The organism is Moorena sp. SIO1G6 (genome assembly GCF_010672795.1).
GTDB classification, from domain to species: Bacteria; Cyanobacteriota; Cyanobacteriia; order Cyanobacteriales; family Coleofasciculaceae; genus Moorena; species Moorena producens.
The window spans coordinates 15,778-29,760 of sequence record NZ_JAAHFZ010000049.1; the positions used below are offsets into that span (position 1 = coordinate 15,778).

Here is a 13,983-nt window from a genome sequence, read left to right on the forward strand (position 1 = left end):
AATTTCATAAATGCTATCCTCCCTTCACACTCCCTACTCCTAGTGTGGCTCATCAGTCAGACTAGAAGCAGTACCCGATCGGGTACCTTGGTTTTAGGGAGCAGGGAGCAGGGACTTCGGAGCAGGGAACAGCGGATCTGGGAACAGGGAAAAATCTTGTTTACCTCATTAGGATAGAAATCGCTATATTTCCGATACTGAACCAAAAGTATTGCGCCGGACTCCCCTTGCGTCGATTGCGGGTAAAGTTGACATCTCCCCCGGCTAAAGCACGGGGGATTCTACAATGTTGTTACGTGGCAGGGTGAACCCGTGCCACTTCACTTCTTGTCCTGTACGATCTAGAAAGAGAGTTAAACAGATCGTACCGGTGTGGGACTGTCATTGATCCCCTACCTGCCTTGGTTAAGTCAATTCCTAACTGTGCAGCTACTTTCCTAGCAATATTGCCTGCCCCGTTACAGTCAGCATTGATTAGGTGCCCTTCAGAAGACTTGTATAATCCACGTTTTACCCTTTTGCCCGACGGTGTCCATCCTTTGGGTTTTTCGCCATGTTTTGGGAGGCTGTCGTCGTCAAGGTAAGACGCTTTACTGGTGTACGCTTCCTCGGTAATCGTTAGTTTTATTCCATATTCGCAGGCTAGTTGCTTTAGTCTTTCGATTAACCTCTTAGTGGGAATAACTACAAAGTTCTGATTTCCCCGTTTCCCCATCTTTGATGAATCTTTTTGACGTTCATTCCATCCAACTATCAAGTTTCCAATACGATCATTGAGGCATCTGTTAATTATAAATCTGGCTGCCTTGTTGATCGCATCTCGCATCTGATTGTTGCGTTTCCGTTGGACACGATCCAGGTTGCTATCCCAGTAAAAATCTGATTTACCGGCTTTATATTTGGCAACCAATCTGGCGTACCCCTGATTCATGGATTTGAGTTTCCGACCATCAATAATCAGGCTCTTTCCATGGGTCGAAACTCCGGTTAGCCAATTATCCCCACCATGATCGAAGCTCCAAGCCTGTGAATAATCAAGATTGGGGTTGTTCTCGACTGGTTGCTTCCCGTCGTCGATCACCCAATCAATCCATAATTCTCCCAGGTACGGGCGAATTGTCACCTCTTTGACCCAATCTGGATCTATAAAATCTGGAGCTTCTAGTACAATTTCTGTTAGCAGTTCTGGTTTACTCTCTTTGCTGACAGAGGGATAAAATAAGCCTTTTTTATAGGTAAGAGCTTGTCTCGGGAAAGTCACACCAGTCAACCCGCCTTTTTGGCGATATCTAAGAAGTCTTGGTCTATCTACCTGGCCTTTATAATAAAGTCCGACTAATTGGTTATAACCTGTAATTGATTCAGCCACAGACTTTAAAGTTTGCTGTGCTGATTGAGCCGCCATCGCTTTGTAATGAGGATTATCTTTTAGCTCTTTACAAAGTTCCGCGTAATTAACATTACACTTATACGTCTTCCAACCATAACGCAGCACATCTTCTTTCCAGTAAGTAGTAAAAGCTTCTGGTTGCTGTTTTAGCCAAGTATAATGTTTTTGCTTGGAGTAATAGGTAGCACAATTCCATAAGCTATTCGCTTGTTCGCCTTGAAATAGCCAAAAAGCTTTTTCTTCATCTGTGAATATTGCTTTTACTGGAATTGTCCTATACATTTTGCTATCACCTCCTTATACATATTATGACATATTTAAAACTAAAAGAGTTCCCAAGTTTATGGATACGACGGGATTAATCCCGTCGCTCTGTTTCATCCCCGGTCTAAAGACGCAGGGCTCTCACATTTCTGGATATTTTGGTAGAACTTTGGGGGATTTGGTCAGTCCCGTCGTTGAGGAACAAGATTGGAGACTGCTATATCACTTGGGAAACCAATCCTTATCCAGTAATTCCTCAAAGGAATAAGGACATTGTTCTGGTAGAGACTTAAGCTGAGTTTTCTTCTGGACAATCAATAAAGCATTTTGGTAGATCTTGGGTAATTCCTCGGCTAAGTAATTTCGTAAATTAGTGGTAAGTTTATCCTCTAGTTGAACTCGAAAGGTAATAATTTCCCCCGCCCAGTGATTAGCATTTCTACCCCTCTCTGCTTCCCAAAATTGGTACAGCATTAGATGAATGATTATCTGCAACAGTAAACTTTTAACAGCATTTCGTTCGCTGCGTCCCAAGGCTTCTAATTCCTCGATTAAGTTGTCATAATCTAATTCTTCTAATTGACGATTTTTCAGTCGCTTAACTGTTTCAGTTAACCACTGATCGTACTCAGTTTCATAAAGTTGTTTTAAGTCACGTATCTGAGATTTCATCAGCAAAGGGAATAGGGAGTAGGGAGTAGGGAGTAGGGAGTAGGGAGTAGGGTGTGGGGTGTGGGGTGTGGGGTGTGGGGGATAAGAAAGCGATGCAGAGGTGCGACCCGTGGCGAATTTAATTACGGGTCAAGCGCACCGTTTTTCATAACTATAAGGTACACATAATTTTTGTTCTGTTCCAGTGATCCGCTGTTCCCTGTTCCCTGAATTGAAAACCGCTGTAATCGATCATAGCAATCCCCGATGATGAATAAAAACCAAAATAACTGCCCACGAACCCAAAGCAACTTTTACTGCAACCAAGATGTTGAGTATGGGGATGACGGCAGCGCTGACAAGTGTCTGCAACTCCCCGTGGGGTAATTCTACTCCCGTCAAGGTTATAACCGCTAGTACAATAAAAATCAAAACTGAAATCTTCTCCCACCTAGCAGCTTGCCAACGCTTGTAGAACCCCTGCATCCACTGGAATGATGAGGTAATGGCAACTAGACCGATTGCGGTTCCCCCCGCCACCCCAGCCGCAAAACCACCCCCTGGACTCAGATGCCCCCGAATCGCCAACTCTATACCTACCAAGGCAGCAATCGTCGCTCCCAGACGGGCTAGAACAATGGATGGTTTATCGGTAAATTGGTAGATCGTGCAGAAGGGCTTTTCATCGGCCAGTAGAAATTTAGCTCCCATGATCGCGATCGAAAATACCACCACTTCAAAGATGGTGTCATAGAGCCGATTCCGGAAAATGATACCCGAAACCGCATTGGGCACCCCACTATCTTGTACAACGGATTCGACGATAGACATATCTGATAAGTCTGCCGCCGGATTGGGCAAAACCATAAATTTGACGTACAGCGCTATCCCTGCTGCAATGTAAATCCATTTCATTAATGATCTCCCCCTGCCTCTGGTACATTTAAATAAGTCAAGCTTGTCGCCGATAATGAAAGTTCACTTTGCATGATCTCATAGAGGCGTTGAACCCTGGTCTGGGTGTGATAAGGTAGGGTTTCATACTCTTGCCCTACCTGGTCTTGATCATCCTGTGGTGATGCCTTCTGGGTAGCTCCTGGAGCTAATCCCCTCTGGTCTTGCTCAAAGAGCCATCCCTCATCTTCGGTACAGGTCCCATGGACTTCTTTTTCTATCAGCGCCCGGTGCAAGGTCTCCCTATCTGTGTAGGTTACCAGCTCAAGGCGCATATAGTGTTTGCTCAGAATTGTCCGTAAGTCATCCATCAGTTCCCCAAAATCCGGTTTGGTCTTGCCCTCTGCTAAAGACTCCCCATCTGCCTCAACTTCTTCCCAGTCTTGGATTACTCCCAGACGCATGGTTAAGGATGAACGCACCGCAACCGCATAGAGGGTAATGGCTAGCATTGTACCCACCAACGCTTCAGTCAAAGCCACATCCGCTGCCCCAAACATTGCATAGACCAAAGCCGCCACCGCTCCCAGTATGCCTCGGATCACCAGAGCATGGTATGGATTGACCTGAAATACCAGCATGCAGGCGGACAAAGGCAGTAGGGCGGTTATGACATAAATATAGCTATCAGTCATTGTCACCCCCACTACTGGAACAGTAAGCCAACACATATCCCAACACTGTATTCCAGATCGCCAAGGAGATAATGGCGAGAATCAGCAGCGGCCATTCACTGGGTATCTTCAGGAGCAGCCCGACGATGATACTCATCGATCCCAGGGTATCTGCCACTGAAAGACTATGCAGCTTGAATAATACTGATCGGTGACCGATTAGGGGAAAGGTTCCCCAAAACCAGAATAGGATTCCGACACCTATGCAAGTGTAACTCAGTGCATTAATCATATAGCGTTTTGCGACTTTGTTAAGTACATATTTATAGTTTTTTAGGGAACAGGGAACAGGGAATAGGGAACAGTAAATAGAGCATTTTGCATCCAACATAAGTTATTTATTATTGCCAATTAAGAAGTAAATTTTATTGTGTTTGCCCCATTTTCATCATTAACTTATATGCAAATTGCTATAAGACCTCTTGAAAAAGTAGTTTTCTGATACTGTTCTTGATGCAAAGCGCGAGTGGGGGTAACCCCCTTTGGCCGACTGCATCGCTTTTCGTGAATTCTTGTCCACTGTTCCCTGTTCCCTGTTCCCTGTTCCCTACTTCTGAAAGAAGTCTATACATCACTCATCAGTCTTCGCGGCTGGATACCCCATCCCTCTACAGGGTGGGGAGGAAAGCCGCGCCTCCAATTAGTAGTTTACAATTAAGCCCGTTGAACGTTTTAGGAGTCGGACTTTCCGGGCGGTGAATTGTCCTATCCGCTTCCAATCGATATCGCTCACAGAAACCTGTCTTGCTGTTTCACCGCTTACCCAACCACGGGTTACTTTTCCGGCTTTAACAGCTTCAACATAATCTCCTTTGCGAAAACCATGACTAGTAGTTGTTCCACCGTATTTGCGCCGTTTTCCACCTTTAGAAAATTGCAACAGGTGTAATTGACGACGACTTATAGGAGCACGTCTAATCACAAAGATCAAAGTGTTAGTTATATTGCAGTTTTCTGGAACACTCAATTTGCCTTTGCTGTGATAGTAATTCTTGCGCCGGAAGAAATGAGTAGCAGCTAAAGCTATCCCATCTACCGCATGAGTGTTGACTGACTGCCGACTTTTGTCGGTTTTGTCCTTGACTAGTCCTAACGCTTCCCTTTTTAGAGCAGTCTCCCAGCCTTGTTTTTGAGTGACTGGGGCTATTTTTTCTAGCTGAGATATTGACCAAGATTGGCCTACCATAACAGGAGAAAAACCCTTGTTTCCTCTAGCCTTGACTATTTCATAAACGATGGCTTTTACTGGGTACAAAAGGCTAAGTTCTTTGGCTACTCTTTGCTCTAACTGGCGGTTTGCTCGAATTGAAGGAGGTACCTTTTTGCTTACTCTATTTGAGAATCGTTTTTGTCTATGAGACCTTTGCGAGTAAGGTACCTTGCGGTTTATTCGACGGCTTCTACGAGTTCTTCGCATCATTTGTCGAGTATCCATGCGTACGCGGACTTTTTTGTACGGCAACACTAAATGCCCTGTCCAAAGAGTGGCATTATTTGACTGAACAGCAATACCAGAAAACATCTTTCCAGGATCAATCCCAATAGCAATGTCCTGAGTTTGTTCTCCAGACGGTTGGTTGACTAACTGAACAGCAAAAACATTTAGATCGTTTTGGTAAATAACAGCTAAACCTTGATTAAGCCAACGCCGAGCACGAGAGGCTTTTGTAGGCATCAATGGTTTGCCATCAGGTGAAATAACTGGAACTCGTAGCATGGTGATAAACCTCACGAGAAAAGTATTTGGGTTGATTACCCGTCCCCTGGCCGTAGGCCACGCTTCGCGAACGACCACCGAATCTAAGATGTCCTGTCTAAGAGCAACTGACGACACAGTTTTGAAGAGATCCGGACTGGGGAAGCATCCGGATGTTCGTACCAAAATTCGGCTCAATGGTCTAGTCAAACACGGACAGTTGGTCGTCATCCCTCGCCCCATCCTCTTAGGTTGGGGTTATTGACTCGTTTAATTACATGTGCCAGTAGCATTAATCCAGCATTCCCCACACTCAGGATGATCACCCCGACAACACCGATCATCCAATCATCGCGCAAAACAGATACCATCAGAATCATGATGGATGTCTTGGTGGCAATACTGGCAAATGCCAACATTTTTTGCCAAATATCATCATCTTGCCAAGCCTCATAAATGGGGATGAGCAGAGCCAGAATCATGGCAATCAGGATCAGTGTCATCGCTTTCTCCTCCGTCGAACCCGGTGTACTTCGTACCTGCCATCTTTGTGGTATTTCAACACAATGGTTTTTGGTGTAAAGGTGATCAGGAATATATCCAGGAATATTAGCCCAGGGGTCCGTTGAGGTTTGACTCCTTCCATGATCACATCTTCGTGCTTATGGGGACGGAGCATGATTTCAAATGCCTCAATATATGCCTGGGGAATCGCCACTATCACTTCACCGAGCACCCGCAGCCAATCCTTTAAGGCTTCTGGGGTTTTGGGGCGTCCTGGTAATAAAAATGCGATCGCAATCCCAATCATGATATTTGACGGACTCAGATTGGCAGTGAGCAAAAACCAGATAACCAGTCGTAAGATTAGATTTAGATGCCCAATCATGCAAACACCATCCAGAACAATAAGACTAACATTAAACTCATCACCCCAATGAGATGGTCAAATTCCTCAAGCACACGGGGCAGCTTGATTACAGATCGTTTGAAAATCAAAAAATATGCCAACCACCCCAGACCAATGGTTGCCAGGGGTTTGATAATATTGGCAAAATTATATGCTTGGTAGTACACACCATTGGCAGCAATCAGCCCACCGAGCAGCAGTATCATCGCTAACCAAAAACCGACCTTTACCTGCCCTTGGCTGCCATCCCCATGGGGCAGAAAGATGAATTTAGCAAAGGATATGGCTGTTCCTACGGCAGCAATATTCATACCGATAACTTGCCAGGGCACTAGATTCTTCATGGTCAACACCTTCGCCCCAAAACCAGACAACAAGGGAAAGCCGGAAATTGAGAAGCTAGCTATAGCCAGGGCAATCCAGATTTGGGTATTAATCGGCTGATGTTGCAGTTCCTTGAGGTTGCGGCTGGGCAAAACACCCGCGATTAAAAAGAGCGCCCCTTTCACCAGGCCGTGGGTCAGGGCATAAAAGCCCCCGACTTCTGGTGCGGCGAGGATAAAGCCTAACTGGGAAATGGTATGAAAAGCCAGCATACGCTTGGTATCTTTTTCAAAGACGGCATAGCCTACTCCCAGAAGCGCTGTCCCCACTCCAAATATCCTGACGATGGGAGCAAGTTCCTCCACAATCAGAGCACAACGCAACAGTGGAAAGACTCCCGTTTTGACCACAACTCCCGATAGCAAGGCCGACACTGGGCTCTGAGATTCGGAGTGGGTTAAGGGTAACCACAATCCCGATACAAATATTCCCCCCTTGACTAATAGTCCCAGAAAGATCAGGGCAAGGGCTTCTGGAGGTGCTCCGCGCAACCCTTCAAAGGCAAAGGAATGATGTGCCTGATAGACTAAAACCGCGCCAACTAGATAAAATAGCATGGCTGTATTGCTGACAAAAAGATAGCGCAAGGCTACCCAAATTGATCTATCGGTTCGGGGATAGGCAATCAACAGAAACGCAGCAATACTAATTACCTCTAATGCTACGTATAAACTGATGAAATCTGCACAGATAAATACGGCATTGACACTGCCATGTAAGATAATGGTTTGGGTATAGAAAAAAGCTGTTTTACCACTTTGCCAACAGTAAAGGATGACTGCTGCGGTTACCAGCCCATTGGTCAAGATAAAAAACGCGCTTAATTGATCAACTAGTAATGTGACACCGAAATTATCCAGCAGCTGTAGGGTTAATGGCGATTTTGTGAGAAATAGCTGTGTCCCATATTCCACCGAAACCATGGCAACGCCTAGGGCGAGGTATCGGTCAAGTTTGGGGAGTAGATAAATGCTGAATCCCACAAATAGCGGTAGGGCAATCCAGGCAATGGTAATGGTACTCATGGCATGTTATTCTTCTCGATCTCGTTGCTTTCCAGGGTGGGATTGTCCCGTGCCAGTTTCATAACACCTACTAGCATTAAGGCTTGAATCGAAAAGCCGATCACAATCGCTGTCAAGATCACTGCCTGGGGAACTGGATCTGCGTAAGCCCTATTTTCGACGCTTGAAAGAATGGGTGTGAATAAACCATCTCGGGATGCAACCAACACGTAATAGGCAATCACCCCTGTGCTCATGATATCCATAGAGATGATTTTCATAACCAGGTTCTTTTTAAGGATGATGCCGAAAAATCCGCACAATATTGTGGCAAATATGAATGCTTCTAACACGGGAATTGCCTATTGGGTAAGGGTTGGTGGTAATTATCTTTATACAATGATACTGTCGAACAGTGCTATAAAATATATAGCACGTTTTAATAGTGCTAGGAACGATTGACACTATTGAAAAGTGCAAAGGTAAACTATAGACTCATGCCACACCAAGGTTTTGGTTTGAGCTTGGAATTGGGAAAAACACGGGCAATAGCAGATGACAGAATCGACTGATGGCAAATCAATGGTTAACCTCAGCCCTGAGGATGTCAGCGATACAGTTAGCGATACAATTGGGGGGTTGCCAACTAGTGAAGGTGTGCCGCCGAAGGATGTCTACACTTGGGATCGGGATGCATTAGCCGTGAATCTTTTGGATTTATCAGTACCATTTGAATTGGTTGGGCGGCAAGCACAATTCCAGCGCATCACTCAAGTTTTAGCCCGTGATGGCAATCTGCTGATTGTGGGAGTGCCCGGAAGCGGACGGCGGACTTTGGTAAGGCGGGCCGCACGGGAAGTTGGAGTTAAAATCCTGGAGGTTGACTGCATCCGGGTTACGGATGGTCAGCGCTTTGTGCAACTGCTGTGGGAGAGCATAAACCAGACCTTTCCAATGGCAACGGTTCAAGGTCTAATGGCAGATTGGATTGAAGGTAAGGCAGCGGAATTATTTGTCCTGAAGGATGAAGGCAGTAGCACAGAGGGACTTAAACCGGTTCGGATCCAGAGCAAAGAGCTGCAACGGAAAGCATTTGAAGTATTACTCGATCTCCTGCAAAGGTTAGCTGAATCTGAGGGGGAACGGGTAGTGTTGATTTTGGAAAGCTTCCCCCACATCCGCTCTTGGGATCGTCATGGGGTGTGGGAAAAATTTTTGAGGGAACAGATCGAGGGTCAGACTCAGGTAAGTTATGTGCTGGTGGCAACGATTGCAGAAACCAGCATTTATCCCCATGAACCGGGGAATAATTTGGAAATCGTGCAGCTGGCTCCTTTAGCTAATGATGTGGTTGCGGCTTGGGTAACTGAAGTTTTGCATACGCAACGGCTGACCTTCGATCCGCGATCGCAAGCACTGGAAATCTTTGTCAATGCCGTCCAAGGACACTTCGGTGATGCTTCGGCACTGGTGCGACGCCTCAAGTCAGTACGAGTTTCTGATGGACTAATTCGTGATGGCCATGTTCAGCAGGCCATCCAAGAACTGCTAGCGGACTTATCCATGGTCTTCGAGTCATTACTGATGCTGCTTCCAGCTAATCAAGCCCATCTTTTAGAATCCCTGGCCCTAGACCCTACCGACAAGCCACAAAGTCGAGATTATATTCAGAAGCATTACCTATCAAGAGGGGGTTCTCTCCAAGGAGCGATCGCTGGATTGCAGCACAAAGGTTTGATTTATGGCTCCGAGCAAGGCTACCGAATGGCTTTACCTCTGTTCGCTTTGTGGCTTTGCCAGCGTTTGAGTTGATATCAAATTCAGTAGATGCACCTCAAGTAGCGTGACTGTAGGTCAATCGCATTTTTATTCTGTGTTATGTTTACTACTTTTTTGCTACACTCTGGGTATTATCTATGATGCCCAATGAAAGACGCTTTATCCTTTTTGACTTGCCTGAGCTAATAAACGCACACTTCAAGCCATGAACTCCCTAGATGCAATCACCCTCAAAGCCTTCTTGGTCGCCCTAACTCAGCTAGAGGATTCACTCTCAGCGGAACTTCAGGGTGAGTTAAATGCTCTTGGGAAGGAGTTTCCCTCCGGTGTTTCCAATCTTCATGTCTTGGCTAAGGGTTTGGCTCCTTTGGAACAGGCTTACAAGAAGGCTCGTGGTATTTTGCAAGCTGACCCAGGAGAACGCCTCAATTGCGCTGGGTCTGATGTTGAAGATGCAGCCCAAAGTTATCAAGAAGACCTTCGGAATTTTATTACGGTGTTAAATGCCTCAGACTCTGTAGCTTCAGCTAAGGAAATAGCTCAAGAATCAGTCCCAATTCAGCAACTTCTGGTTCAGCTTCAAAAGGAAATGAGTATTACAGTGTCAAATCCTGCTAGTATTCCAGATAATTCTGAATTCGAGGCAGCAATGGAAGCTTTCGCGATAACTCGCAAAAACTATCGCAATGCTTTTCGGGAATTAGCTAAGTGAAAGAGCCTCGCTGGGTGCCAGAGCAAGCAGTAATAGCTATCCATGACGAGTTAATCCTAGAGCATGGCGGATGTTTTGGATTAAGAGATCCGAATTTACTTTCCAGTAGTTTAGCTAGACCTAAACATTTATTTGCTTACAGTGATAGTGCTAGTCTGTTTGATCTGACAGCAGCCTACGCTTTTAGTTTGGCAAAAAATCATCCTTTCGTCGATGGTAACAAGCGAATTGCCCTTGCTGTCATCGACGTTTTTTTACGTTTAAACGGATATGAGTTAGTGGCCGCAGAAGAAGAAGCCGTGATCAAGATTAATAATTTAGTAGAAGGAATAGAAAATCAAGAGTCTATAGCTACTTGGATTGCAGGTAACTCCCAGGAAGTGTAAGTAATAATAACAATATTTTTTGATTTTGATTACTAAACCGATGCTCTAGCGCTTTGCTGTGTCGATTGAGGGGATAATGGGTACAAGCTTAAATTAGTACGCTGTAGAAAACATGAACAGTGAAGGTGTACCACCGCAAGATGTCTACACTTGGGATTGGGATGCAAAAGCCCGTGAATCTTTTGGATTTATCAGCGCCATTTGAATTGGTTGAGCCCCAAGCACAATTCCAGTCTTTGCTTTGTGGCTTTGCCAGCGATTGAGTTGATCTCAAATTCAGTAGATGCACCTCAAGGAGCGTGACCTAAGGTCAATTGCGTAGCGTGGCTTACGGCCAATCGCATTTTGATTCTGTGTTATGTTTACTACTTTTTTGCTAGACTCTGGGTATTATCTATGATGCCCGAATGTTATGGTCTCTGTTGAGCAAGTAATTAAAGAAGCTTTATCTTTGCCCAGTGCATGGAGAGCATTGTTGGCTCAGAAGCTGGTTGAAAGTCTTGAGTTTGATGTAGACGAAAACCTACAAGCACTTTGGGTAAGTGAAGCTAAGAAGCGTCGAGATGAAATCCGAAGTAGTATGGTTGAGCCTATTCCTGGAGAGGAAGGGTTAGCTAGAGTGAGGCGACTTCTGGAGCCATGAAATATGTCTTTCACCCAGCAGCCTTGACTGAATATGGTGAAGCAGTCGAGTTTTACGCAGAACGTAGAGTTGAATTGGCACAGGCATTTATCAATGTAGTTGAGGATGCAATTTTCTGAATTGTTGCGTCACCAACTCGTTGGGCTGTTATTGATGAAGATATTCGTCGATGTCTGACACGTAAATTTCCCTACGGGATTTTATACACTATTGAGGAAGATTACATTTTAATTGTGGCGGTGATGCACTGTAGTCGTGAGCCAGGATATTGGAAAGAGCGTGTCAGGGAGAAACCATCAGATGCATAAAATGATCTGAGGTTTGGTACGTCATTCGGACAACTAAGCTGTTATAGCACTAAGGTTATAAGTTAATACATTTTACTGATCCGAAGTGGGTGGATCTCATATTTGCTATTTGACCCTGCTTCCCCAAGACCGCACTACATCACTTCTGAGTAAGGCTTCTAGAATTTAGATGCGTTTGCCCTAGCTAGATAGTCCCTTAAAAAGTATCCCAAATTTCCTCCGCATAACGGGGTGGCATCGCCTCAGCATTGGTAAATGTCTGTTTCATTATCTGTGAAGCTTTCTCTATTTCTTCCCCCTCCCAGTCTACAATCAATAAATCGTTGGGACTACAGTGAAAGAAGGCGCAGAGTTGAGCGAGGGTAGTAAAAGCGATCGCTCTTAGCGGAAGCTGAGGCCTTTGGGCCACGCTTTGCGAACGCTTCATCGCATTCGCTTCCCCATTTTCAAGTTCCCTTAATTCTTGCCGATCGATTCCCGTAGATTCAGAAATTTCTTCGTAACTGATATTTCCGGAATTAGCTCTTAATTGGGCGTTGCTGATTCTGAGTATGGTTTCGCCCCCCTAGCCCCCCAATTCTGGGGGGAAAAACTCTCAAAGTCCCCCAGAATTGGGGGATTTAGGGGGCTTTAATAAAACCAGATTATCGCGCATTCATTCCTTAATTCAGCAACGCCCTTAATTGTGCTAGTTTAGTTGTGACTTTCATCGTGCAAACTGACCTGATATTTTTTAGTTTATGAAATTAGGCAAAAATTCTAATAAAATTCCCGCGCCCCCGCCCCACACTTCCCTTCTTTTTTACAAAAATAGCACTACGCATTTAGATGTTTGACATTTCTAAACTCCGAAACCTAGTCCTAGGTTACTTCTGACTTCTGACTTCTAACTTCTGACTTGCGCGTAGCGCTATATCAGATGCACCCTACTGTTGCCTGTTCCCTGTTCCCTGTTCCCTTTGCTATAGGCAGATGACGATGAAAATTACGAAAGAACCCTTCTGGGGATACTCGTTCTTTCCAAATCCGGCGACATTCATACTGTAAATCTACAAATTCCCGGGATGATAGATTGTCGTGAAACTCAGCAATTTTATCGCCAATTAAATGAAGTTCATTCTCCTTGATCCAAACACAGTATTTCTTCCAATCAATCTCAAAGTCGTAGGGAAGCACACAATCGGTATCTATAAGAACTGGAATTCGGCCACAACACAATGCTTCATAGAAACGAAAGGAATTGTTTCCTGAGCCACGGCAACAGAAGATATAGTCACTGTCTATTAGGTTATACACAAATTCCAGCCGATGCTTTTGCTTCAACTTGAAGTCCGGTTGATTGAAGAAAACTGGGCGTTCTCTAATCAGAAAGTTGGTGATTATGTTAGGGTCTTTGGCTAAGATATCTAAGGCTCGACCTCTTAACACATGTCCCCAATTATAGGGAGGAATAGTAGTTGTCAAGTTCAAGACATTCTTTTTGACTCTAGACCATAAAAATTTTAAGTGGGTTTTGGGATTTTTCCTGACGGCATAACCACAGAAACCAACTACCGGTTTTAAGCATTTTTGGCGGATATTGAGTTTGTTGTCCAGATAGTTTTCAACAAAGTCTTCGCTCCAGTGAGGTAGGGTAAAATCGTTGTTTTTTCTAAGGGATCGATAGAGGGAGTTACGGAATACAAAATCACTTTCAATCGGTAAGTTAAGATGGGAAGAAGTTCCACCAAAAAAACTGATTAAGGGCTTGCCTGCTGATTTAACGTTTTCTGCTAATTGTCTGGCTTTATGTTCCAATTCAGAATTGCATAGTGCCCAATTAACTGGTACAATTGCAAAATCTGCTTCCTCCAGAGACGACATCTTAAATAGAGACTTTCCAATCTCTACATAGTGGTCAAAACAACTACTAATGGGATCCTCAGGATTTTCGGGAGGCTTGCCCCAAAAGGGGTATAGGATTGCCTCATAGGTCATGCCCTCTGGCAGATAGTTCTGGTCACAGAAAATTTTCAAAGTCATAATTTTAGGCTCTAGGGAACAGGGAATAGGGAACAGGGAAAAAATCCTGTGTACCTCAGGTGCGACCCGTGGTGAATTTAATTCGCCAAGGTCAAGCTCACCTAATAGCTAAAAAAACCCTCTAACACTTTAGACGTCATTAAATCACACTTTTAGGCTATATCCATGCCTTTTTGCCAAATTATTTAGTTTGAAAAATTCTTAGG

At 44.6% G+C, this 13,983-nt stretch carries 16 protein-coding genes and 1 pseudogene; 5 read left to right on the plus strand and 12 right to left on the minus strand.

Annotation, left to right across the window (positions count from 1 at the left end):
• Positions 1-292: 292 nt before the first annotated feature.
• The 10 genes from F6K63_RS28735 to F6K63_RS28780 form a co-directional block, all read right to left on the minus strand.
• Positions 293-1,672, minus strand: a complete 1,380-nt coding sequence (locus F6K63_RS28735) for an RNA-guided endonuclease InsQ/TnpB family protein (protein ID WP_287253910.1) — start codon at positions 1,670-1,672, stop codon at positions 293-295.
• Positions 1,673-1,876: 204 nt separating this feature from the next.
• A complete protein-coding gene (locus F6K63_RS28740) occupies positions 1,877-2,326 on the minus strand; it encodes a DUF29 domain-containing protein (protein WP_071102634.1) in 450 nt (149 codons plus the stop codon).
• A 231-nt stretch (positions 2,327-2,557) separates the two neighbouring features.
• The gene (locus F6K63_RS28745) at positions 2,558-3,220 is read right to left on the minus strand and encodes a Na(+)/H(+) antiporter subunit B (RefSeq protein ID WP_287313834.1); all 663 of its coding nucleotides are present in this window, start codon (positions 3,218-3,220) and stop codon (positions 2,558-2,560) included.
• The gene (locus tag F6K63_RS28750) at positions 3,220-3,894 is read right to left on the minus strand and encodes a DUF4040 domain-containing protein (protein WP_008189909.1); all 675 of its coding nucleotides are present in this window, start codon (positions 3,892-3,894) and stop codon (positions 3,220-3,222) included. Before F6K63_RS28750 ends, F6K63_RS28745 begins: the two co-directional genes overlap by 1 nt.
• Positions 3,887-4,165 (minus strand): monovalent cation/H(+) antiporter subunit G, encoded by a 279-nt coding sequence (locus F6K63_RS28755; protein WP_008189907.1) that lies wholly within the window; start codon positions 4,163-4,165, stop codon positions 3,887-3,889. Before F6K63_RS28755 ends, F6K63_RS28750 begins: the two co-directional genes overlap by 8 nt.
• Positions 4,166-4,573: 408 nt before the next feature.
• Complete coding sequence (locus F6K63_RS28760) at positions 4,574-5,650, minus strand: RRXRR domain-containing protein (RefSeq protein WP_287313835.1); 1,077 nt, start codon at positions 5,648-5,650, stop codon at positions 4,574-4,576.
• Positions 5,651-5,856: 206 nt separating this feature from the next.
• Complete coding sequence (locus F6K63_RS28765) at positions 5,857-6,132, minus strand: hypothetical protein (RefSeq protein WP_287313836.1); 276 nt, start codon at positions 6,130-6,132, stop codon at positions 5,857-5,859.
• Positions 6,129-6,518, minus strand: coding sequence for a Na+/H+ antiporter subunit E (locus F6K63_RS28770; RefSeq protein ID WP_287313837.1), 390 nt, complete (start codon positions 6,516-6,518; stop codon positions 6,129-6,131). The genes F6K63_RS28765 and F6K63_RS28770 overlap by 4 nt, the downstream gene beginning before the upstream one ends.
• The gene (locus F6K63_RS28775) at positions 6,515-7,948 is read right to left on the minus strand and encodes a cation:proton antiporter (RefSeq protein ID WP_287313838.1); all 1,434 of its coding nucleotides are present in this window, start codon (positions 7,946-7,948) and stop codon (positions 6,515-6,517) included. The genes F6K63_RS28770 and F6K63_RS28775 overlap by 4 nt, the downstream gene beginning before the upstream one ends.
• Positions 7,945-8,280: a cation:proton antiporter subunit C gene (locus F6K63_RS28780; protein WP_287313839.1), complete on the minus strand. Its 336-nt coding sequence runs from the start codon at positions 8,278-8,280 to the stop codon at positions 7,945-7,947. Before F6K63_RS28780 ends, F6K63_RS28775 begins: the two co-directional genes overlap by 4 nt.
• Before the next feature lie 202 nt (positions 8,281-8,482).
• On the opposite strand from F6K63_RS28780, the gene F6K63_RS28785 reads away from it, so the two are divergent.
• From F6K63_RS28785 to F6K63_RS38065, 5 genes and pseudogenes are all read left to right on the plus strand, one after another.
• Positions 8,483-9,739 carry an ATP-binding protein gene (locus tag F6K63_RS28785; protein ID WP_287313840.1) on the plus strand — a complete coding sequence of 419 codons (1,257 nt, stop codon included), beginning with the start codon at positions 8,483-8,485 and terminating at the stop codon, positions 9,737-9,739.
• A 172-nt stretch (positions 9,740-9,911) separates the two neighbouring features.
• Positions 9,912-10,418 carry a hypothetical protein gene (locus tag F6K63_RS28790; RefSeq protein ID WP_287313841.1) on the plus strand — a complete coding sequence of 169 codons (507 nt, stop codon included), beginning with the start codon at positions 9,912-9,914 and terminating at the stop codon, positions 10,416-10,418.
• Complete coding sequence (locus F6K63_RS28795; protein ID WP_008189890.1) at positions 10,415-10,804, plus strand: type II toxin-antitoxin system death-on-curing family toxin; 390 nt, start codon at positions 10,415-10,417, stop codon at positions 10,802-10,804. The genes F6K63_RS28790 and F6K63_RS28795 overlap by 4 nt, the downstream gene beginning before the upstream one ends.
• Positions 10,805-11,216: 412 nt before the next feature.
• A complete protein-coding gene (locus tag F6K63_RS28800) occupies positions 11,217-11,447 on the plus strand; it encodes an addiction module protein (protein WP_287313842.1) in 231 nt (76 codons plus the stop codon).
• A pseudogene (locus F6K63_RS38065) lies at positions 11,444-11,755 on the plus strand (type II toxin-antitoxin system RelE/ParE family toxin). The gene F6K63_RS28800 and the pseudogene F6K63_RS38065 overlap by 4 nt, the downstream one beginning before the upstream one ends.
• A 196-nt stretch (positions 11,756-11,951) precedes the next feature.
• Here the strand turns inward: F6K63_RS38065 and F6K63_RS28810 are convergent.
• The gene (locus F6K63_RS28810) at positions 11,952-12,164 is read right to left on the minus strand and encodes a hypothetical protein (RefSeq protein WP_131826862.1); all 213 of its coding nucleotides are present in this window, start codon (positions 12,162-12,164) and stop codon (positions 11,952-11,954) included.
• 506 nt (positions 12,165-12,670) lie between these two features.
• A complete protein-coding gene (locus F6K63_RS28815) occupies positions 12,671-13,777 on the minus strand; it encodes an exostosin domain-containing protein (RefSeq protein ID WP_287313843.1) in 1,107 nt (368 codons plus the stop codon).
• Positions 13,778-13,983 lie beyond the last annotated feature (206 nt).